7 protein-coding genes are annotated in these 7,664 nt (G+C 72.8%); 5 read left to right on the top strand and 2 right to left on the bottom strand.

The features are described 5' to 3' along the window. Nucleotides 1–111: 111 nt before the first annotated feature. Both OZN99_RS20705 and OZN99_RS33570 read right to left on the bottom strand, forming a co-directional pair. A complete protein-coding gene (locus OZN99_RS20705; RefSeq protein ID WP_270937153.1) occupies nucleotides 112–1,335 on the bottom strand; it encodes a patatin-like phospholipase family protein in 1,224 nt (407 codons plus the stop codon). A 122-nt stretch (nucleotides 1,336–1,457) separates the two neighbouring features. Continuing rightward, nucleotides 1,458–1,724: a helix-turn-helix domain-containing protein gene (locus OZN99_RS33570; protein WP_408611876.1), complete on the bottom strand. Its 267-nt coding sequence runs from the start codon at nucleotides 1,722–1,724 to the stop codon at nucleotides 1,458–1,460. Between the two features lie 1,157 nt (nucleotides 1,725–2,881). Between OZN99_RS33570 and OZN99_RS20695 the strand changes: the two genes are divergently transcribed. The 5 genes from OZN99_RS20695 to OZN99_RS20675 all read left to right on the top strand — a co-directional run bounded on the left by OZN99_RS20695 (nucleotide 2,882) and on the right by OZN99_RS20675 (nucleotide 7,533). After that, nucleotides 2,882–3,268: a hypothetical protein gene (locus OZN99_RS20695; protein ID WP_270937151.1), complete on the top strand. Its 387-nt coding sequence runs from the start codon at nucleotides 2,882–2,884 to the stop codon at nucleotides 3,266–3,268. Nucleotides 3,269–3,350: 82 nt separating this feature from the next. Further along, entirely contained in the window at nucleotides 3,351–4,337 is a 987-nt protein-coding gene (glsA, locus tag OZN99_RS20690) for a glutaminase A (RefSeq protein WP_270937150.1), read from the top strand. Nucleotides 4,338–4,365: 28 nt separating this feature from the next. Next, nucleotides 4,366–6,063, top strand: a complete 1,698-nt coding sequence (locus tag OZN99_RS20685; RefSeq protein ID WP_270937149.1) for an MFS transporter — start codon at nucleotides 4,366–4,368, stop codon at nucleotides 6,061–6,063. Next, nucleotides 6,060–7,007, top strand: coding sequence for an asparaginase domain-containing protein (locus tag OZN99_RS20680; protein WP_270937148.1), 948 nt, complete (start codon nucleotides 6,060–6,062; stop codon nucleotides 7,005–7,007). The genes OZN99_RS20685 and OZN99_RS20680 overlap by 4 nt, the downstream gene beginning before the upstream one ends. 31 nt (nucleotides 7,008–7,038) lie before the next feature. Beyond that, nucleotides 7,039–7,533 carry a DUF1269 domain-containing protein gene (locus tag OZN99_RS20675; protein ID WP_270937147.1) on the top strand — a complete coding sequence of 165 codons (495 nt, stop codon included), beginning with the start codon at nucleotides 7,039–7,041 and terminating at the stop codon, nucleotides 7,531–7,533. Nucleotides 7,534–7,664 lie beyond the last annotated feature (131 nt).

The raw sequence follows: 7,664 nt of genomic DNA, 5'->3' as shown, positions 1-7,664 counted from the left end.
GCCGAGGAGCAGCGCGCTGGCCGCCGGGCCGGGCTGTGCGCGGCATCCCGGGCCTGGACCGTCCGTCCGATGGGCACGCATCGCGCCAGTCCGGGCGGTGCGGCCGAGGCGTCACTCGGCGCGGCCGCGGGCGCCCCCGGGAACCAGCGTGCCGACGCCGGGCGGCGTCGTCGCCCAGGGATAGCCGGTGCGCGCGCGCTCGTAGCCATGCGCGAAGAGAGCGCGCATGAAGGCCGTGTCGAAGGGCTCCGCCCGCTCCGCATGGAAGTCGGCGTCGATATACGCGAGGCGGAACTGCACGCCGTCGCGCACCGCCGTCAGGTAGATGCGGTTGACGTCGCCGATGCCGGCGAAATGCAGCAGCGTGGCCAGGGACCGGCTGGCGATGGTGAACAGCCCCCGCCCTGGGGGCTGGGTCTCGACGTCCATACGGCCATTGCGGATCACATAGGCGATGCGCTCGCGCGGGCGGCTGCCGGCCGGCGCCGCTTCGCGCAGGTCGAAGGATGGCGGCCAGAGGAAGACCATCGTCGCCGCCCCGCCATCCACATGCATCTCCTGATAGGTCCGGCCGCCCTCCTCGACATCCACCAGCACCGGCGGGAAGGCGCCAGGGATGGAGGCGGAGGCGAGCAGGATGCGCCGGAACAGCCTCAGCGCGCCGGGATGGCCGCTTGCCGCGATGGCACCGATGTTCCACACCACCGGCCGCTGCAGGTCGAGGTTGGTGGTGCCGATCAGCAGCAGGCGGCCCTTGCGGTACTCCTCGGCGATGGCCGCCAACATCCGCTCGTCCGCGTAGCGCTCGATCAGCGCGTAGAGCGGCGAGGCATCGGCCAGCGCCACATCGAACAGCACCGCGGAGACCAGGCGCCGCAGCCGCAGCACATCGGTCGGCGCGACGGCGGTGAAGACCTCCCGCAGCTGGCCGTCGTGGGGCGGGCCGAGGAAGGCGAAGGGCGCGATCAGGGCGCCTGCGGAAATGCCGGTCACGACGTTGAAGCTCGGCCGGTCGCCGGCCGCGGTCCAGCCGACCATCACGCCTGCACCGAAGGCGCCGTGGTCGCCCCCGCCAGACAGCGCCAGGAAGCGCAGTGGCGGCCGTGGCGCGCCGGCGGGCAGCGTCGCCGCCTCGCGCTCCGCCATCAGCCGCGCTTCCTCGCGCAGCGCCTCGGACCCGGCGTCAAACCAGAAGCGCGCATTCGGTGCGCCGAGTACCGCGATCCGCTCGGTCGCCTGTGGCGGAGGCGGGTCCAGCCGCACGACGTTGGCACAGCCGCCGGCCAGCAGGGCCAGGGCGGACGCCACGGCACGGGACGGCCAGAGGGCGCGCATGCGCGCCGAGGTGCCGCCGCGCTGGCTGGCGTGCGACGTCAGCGAAGCATCTCCCTGCCGATCGAGGCCGCGATCGGCCGCCCGGCCGGGGCCGGAGCCGGCCGCGCCGCATCGGCCGCCCGTCAGATGTGGCGCAACACGCCCAGGAAGTCCACTCCGCCATGCACCGGCGTCGCCAGCGTGGGCACCGGCACGCAGGGGCCGGTGCGTCGGAGCTCGCTCGGCGGATAGCCGAACTCCCGGCGGAAAGCCCGGCTGAAGGTGGTCGGTTCCGGGAAGCCGAATTCCTCGCCGATCTCGTGCAGGGTGCGGGCCCCGTCCGCCTCGGCGATGGCGCGATGCGCGCAGCGCAGCCTCTCGCGCTGGATCTCGCGCGCGACGCCGCCCACCGGCTCGAACAGCCGGTAGAGCTGCGAACGGGAAATGCCGGCCAGGCGGCACAGCCAGTCCGGCGTCAGCTCCGGCGAGCGGAGATGCTGGCGGATGATGCTGCGCACGCGCGCCAGCCGTGCCGCCTGCATGTCCGCCTCGTCAAGACTGGCATCCGGCGTGCCGCCAGCGACCGCAGCGGTCACCAGCGCGCGCGTCGCCTCCACCGCGCGCGGGATCTCCGCATCCGGCATGTTCGGCAACTCCGCGACCAGACGCTCCAGGAAGCCGCCGAGCAGCCGGCCGGGGGCCGAGGCCAGCGGCACCTGGCAGCGCCGGTCGATCGTCGGGCTCAGGTCGGGGAAGCCGTCACGCGGAATGAACAGGCAGAGCCATTCGATGTCGCCGCGCTCGCCCTCGAACGGCTTGCCGAGGGAGAACACCACCGGCACCCCCGCCGGCACCGTCACGCTGGCGCCTTCGGTGCGCAGGCTGTGCTCCCCGCGCGTCGCCACGCACAGGACCCAGTGGTCCAGGAAGTCACGCCGGATCTGCTGCGCCGTCCGGCGATACCGCGCGGCCTGCGCGACCACGCGGCTCAGCGCGAAGGCGCCGAGCTTCCAGACCTGGTGGCGCGCCTCGTAGCCCGCGGCGGGATCGCCGGCCTCGATGATCTCGATGGTCGGGCTGCACATCGCCCGCCACGCATCCAGCTGCTCATGCGGCGCATAGGCGCCGGTCGAGAACTCGACGGGGCGGAGGGCCCCGGCGGGCTGCGGCGGGCGGATGCCGGGCACGCCGGCAAGATGCAGGCTCGTCATGCGGGCCTTCCCTCTCCCCAGGGGCTCGGTGCGGCGCGGGCGCACGGAGGGACTGCGGGCGCTGGCGGCGCCGCGGCGTTCCCGTCCGACCACACGCGACATTGCGGGCACTCTGGGCCGCTTCGCGCGGGCGCGGAACGCGGGCGAGACGCCGTGCAAAGTCCTGGAACGCCGTGCGCAGCCCGCCGGGCGCGCCGGCCGAAGCTGATACGCGCCGCGCAATCCGAGGATTCTCAGCCCATCCACCGCGCGGCCGCGCCCGATAGCGTCGCAGCGGCAGCCGGCGACCGGCGTCGCATCGGCATGAGCGGCGCCGGCGTCCAGGATGACGCCAGAACGGAGGAGAGAACCAGACCATGATGCAGATGTTCCCCGCCCGGCCGCGCCGGATTCTGGCGGCCGCCGCGATCGCGGCCGCAATGGCCGCGCCGCTTCCGGCCCTCGCCCAGTCCTCGGCGGGCTCGCGCGAGTTCCAGCAGGCCGAGCTGTCCGAGCTCTCGCCGGCGATCCGCGCGGAGGTGGAGCGCCGGGTCGCGCAGGGGCCCGGCAACACCATCCGCGGCGTGCTGGAGACGATGCTGCTGAACGAGCTTCAGGTGCGCGAGCCCGCCAGCCGGATCGTCGGCGTGGACATGGGCCGCGGCGTCGTCGTGGTGCAGCCGCAGTCCGGCGGCATGAAGGCCTACACCTTCAACAAGCAGGACGGCCTGCGGATCGTCGGCGAGGTCACGCTGACACGCTGATCCGGGCAAGCCTGGCGGGACGGGTGGCGCCCCGGCGGGCGCCGGCCGTCCCGCGCGTCCCAGAGAGACCGGGAGGACCGACATGGCGTATGGCGAACAGGGCGACTTCGTCTCCACCGGGCGCCTGCCCACCCCGGACGAGGTGCAGGCGCTGGTGGATGCCGCCCATGCGCGCTTCGCGAGCCATGCGGAGGGCGATGTGTCGCGCGTCTATCCGGCGCTGGCCCGCGTGCCGGCCGGGCTGTTCGGCATCTGCGTGGTGGGCGCCAGCGGGCGCATCTTCAGCGCCGGCGACGCGCAGCACCCCTTCACCATCATGTCGGTCTCCAAGCCCTTCGTCTTCGCCCTGGTCTGCCAGGAGATCGGACCGGCCGAGGCGCGCGCGCGCATCGGCGCCAACGCCACCGGCTTCCCCTTCAACTCCGCTGCCGGCATCGAGCACATGCCGGACGGGCGCACCAACCCGATGGTCAATGCGGGCGCCATCGCGACGACCAGCCTGATTTCCGGCGCCGATCCCGAGGCGCGCTGGCGCCGCATCCATGAAGGGCTGTCGCGCTTCGCCGGCCGCGAGCTGCCGATGAACGACGAGGTGCTGGCCTCCGCGCGGGAGACCAACTTCCGCAACCGCAGCCTGGCCTACTTCCTGCAATCGCTCGGCCGGATCGAGGGCGACCCGATGGAGGCGGTGGACCTCTACACGCGGCAATGCTCGCTGAACGTCACCGCGCAGGACCTGGCGGTGATGGGCGCGACGCTGGCCGATGGCGGCGTGAACCCCATCACGAAGGAACGCGTGGTGGATCCGGCGGTCTGCCACTACGCGCTCGCCATCATGGCCACCGCCGGCCTCTACGAGACCTCCGGCGACTGGCTCTACGAGATCGGTCTGCCGGGCAAGAGCGGGATCGGCGGCGGCATCGTCACCGTCTCGCCGGGCAAGGGCGGCCTCGGCACCTTCGCGCCGCCGCTGGACGCAGCCGGCAACAGCGTGCGGGGCCAACTCGTCGCGCAGTTCCTCTCGCAGCGCCTCGGCCTCGACCTCTTCATCTCCGCGCCTGCCGTTTGACGCGCGCAACCGTATCGGGACACCGCCCATGAGCACGAGCACCGCGGAGACCGCGGCACCGCCCGAGAAGGCGACCGAATCCTGGACGCCGATGATCGCCATCGCGCTCGGCCAGGCGATCATGTCCTTCAACGTCGCCTCGCTTCCGGTCGCCCTGTCGGGCATGGTGGCCAGCTTCGGCGTGCCGCCCACCACGGTCGCCACCGGCATCGTCATGTACTCGCTGGCGGTCGCCGGCTTCGTGATGCTGGGCGCGAAGCTGGTGCAGCGCTTCGGGTCCACCCAGGTGTTCCGCATCGTGGTGGCGGTGTTCGGCGTCGGCCAGGTGCTGATGGTGGTCAGCCCGAACGCCACGGTGATGCTGGTCGCACAGCTCTTCTGCGGGCTCGCGGCCTCGGTCATCGTCCCGGCGCTGGTGGCGCTGATCGCCAACCACTACACCGGGCAGCAGCAGGCCACCGCGGTCGGCGCTCTGGGCTCCGCCCGCGCCGGCGCGGGCGTTCTGGCCTTCCTGATCGGCGGCATGCTCGGCACCTTCATCGGCTGGCGCCCGGTCTTCGGCATCCTGATCGGCGTCTCGGCGCTGGTGTTCTTCCTCAGCTTCCGCCTCAAGGCGGACCGGGTGCGGCCGGAGGTGAAGATCGACGCGGTCGGCGTCGTGCTGGCCGCCACCGCGATCATCATGGTGGTGTTCGGCTTCAACAACCTGAACCGCTGGGGCCTTGGCGTCGCGCGCCCGGCCGCGCCCTTCGACATCATGGGCATGTCGCCGGCGCCGCTGATGATCGTGGTCGGCATCGTGTTGCTGCAGGCCTTCATCATGTGGACGCGCCGCGTTCAGGAGGGCGGCGGCACGCCCCTGCTCGACCTGCGCGTCATCACCTCCAACCGCGAACGTGCCGCGGTGATCGCGCTGTTCGCCGTGGTCGCGCTGGAGGCGATGCTGAACTTCTCCGTCCCCCTCTACATCCAGATCGTGCAGGGCCGCACGCCGATCGAGACCGCGATCGCCATGCTGCCCTTCAACCTGACCGTGTTCTTCACCGCGATGCTGGTGGTGCGCGTCTACCAGACCTTCACGCCGCGCATCATCGGCATGGGCGGCTTCGCGATCTGCACCGTGGCGCTGCTCTGGCTGGCCTGGGTGGTGCGCAACGACTGGAGCGCGCCGGTGGTGATGGTCGGCCTGATCGTCTTCGGCATCGGCCAGGGCGCGCTTGTGACGCTGCTGTTCAACGTGCTGGTCACCGCCGCGCCGAAGGAGCTCGCGGGCGACGTCGGCAGCCTGCGCGGCACCACGCAGAACCTCGCGGCCGGCGTCGGCACGGCGCTGGCGGGCGCGCTGCTGGTCGGGCTGCTCAGCTCCTCGGTGATGGCCTCGCTCGCCAGCAACCCGCGGCTGCCGGCCGAGGTGCAGGCGCAGGTCGATCTCGACAGCATCAACTTCGTCAGCAACGAGCGCCTGCGCACCATCATGGAGCGCACGACGGCCACACCCGCGCAGGTCGAGGAAGCGGTGCAGGTCAACACCGAGGCCCGCCTGCGCGCGCTCAAGATCGGGCTCCTCATCATGGCCTGCGTCGCGCTGCTCGCGATCCTGCCGGCCAGCCGCCTGCCGGGCTACAAGCCCGGGCAGATCCCGGCGGACCCGCCGACGCGGCCTGCGACGCGCGCGGAACTGGAGCGCGGCTTCGAGGACGACGCGCCGGCCGGCGAACGCGCGTGAGGCGGCCGCGCCTGCTGGTACTGTCCCTCGGTGCCGACACCGCCTTTCTGGCGGATGGCATGGGAGGGCACGGCGCCAGGGCGCGGCCTGCCGGCATGGCGGCGCTCTCCGCCATTGCCGAAGTCGAGGCGCAGGCGCCGCTGCGCCTGCCCAGCGCCTCCCTCTCGCCCGCGCATCTGGTGCAGGTCGCGCAACGGATCGAGGACGCCTTCGCAAACGGCTTCGACGGCGCTGTGGTGACGCAAGGGACCGACACGCTGGAGGAATCGGCCTTCATCCTCGACCTCCTGCTGGCCGGCGACCGTCCGATCGTGGTCACGGGCGCGCCCGAGCCCGGTGACGCGCCGGGCCTGGTCGCCGCGGCGCGGGTCGCCGCCTCGCCCGAAGCCTGCGGGCTCGGTGCGCTCGTCGTAGTCCAGGAGGAGATCCACAGCGCGCGCTTCGTCGAGCAGGCGCGCACCGGCCACGCGGCGGCCTTCGTCTCTCCCGTGGCGGGCCCCATCGGCGTGGTGGCCGGCGGGCAGCCGCGCTTCTGGGCGCGCGTGCCCCGCCTGCCCTGCCTGCCCTCCTATGGCGGCCCGCCTCGCCCTGTCGCGCTGCTCCGCTGGACCATGGGCGACGACGGGCGCTGGCTCGGCTCCCTGCCGGTGCTCGGCTATGCCGGCGCTGTCATCGAGGGCCTGGGCGCCGGCCGCGTGCCGCCGCAGGCCGCGCCCCTGCTCGGCGAACTGGCCGCGACCATGCCGGTAGTACTGGCGGCACACGACGCGCCGGGGCCGCTCCGCATCTCCGACGCCGGCGCCGGAGAGGCGGAGCTGCTGCAGCGCGGCCTCATTGCCGCCGGCTGCCTCTCCGGCCCGAAGGCCAGGCTGCTGCTCGGCTTCGCGCTACGCGGCACCACCGGCCACGCCGCCGCCGCCGCGGCCTTCGCGCCGTACCAGTGATCCGACCCGACCCCAGACAAGGAGACCCACCATGGCCGACCTGCTCGTCATCGCCTATCCGACCGAGGCCGCAGCCGAGGAGATCCGCAGCAAGCTGTTCGAGCTCCAGAAGGAGTACCTGATCGAGCTCGGCGATGCCTGCATCGCGGTGAAGCGGCCGGACGGCAGCGTGAAGTTGAACCAGGTGTTCAACACCACCGCCGCGGGCGCCGCGGGCGGCGCGCTGTGGGGCACGCTGATCGGCATGCTGTTCCTCAACCCGCTGGTCGGCGCCGCGATCGGCGCGGGGGCCGGCGCGCTCTCCGGCAAGCTCACCGACGTCGGCATCAACGACGCCTTCATCAAGGAGGTCGCGGCCAGCCTGCACAACGGCGATGCCGCGCTGTTCCTGCTGATCCGCAAGGTCACGCCGGACAAGGTGCTGGCGCGGCTGCAGGGCACGGGCGGGAAGATCATGCGCAGCTCCTTCGACGAGACGAAGGAAGCGGCGCTGCGCGCGGCGCTCGCCGCGCCCGACGCGGGCTGAAGAAGCGCGTCGGGCGCGGTTCAGGGCCGCGGCCGGAACAGCCCGCCGAGGCCCCGCACCACGCCCTGGACCGGCGCCTGCAGCTCGCGGGGCACGATGGGGATCACGGCGGCGGCCGGCGCGGGCTGCCG

Origin of the sequence: Falsiroseomonas oryzae (genome assembly GCF_027856955.1) — a bacterium.
GTDB lineage: Bacteria > Pseudomonadota > Alphaproteobacteria > Acetobacterales > Acetobacteraceae > Falsiroseomonas > Falsiroseomonas oryzae.
The sequence above is the reverse complement of the archived record's forward strand: the minus strand, read 5'-3'. Positions and strand labels throughout refer to the sequence as shown.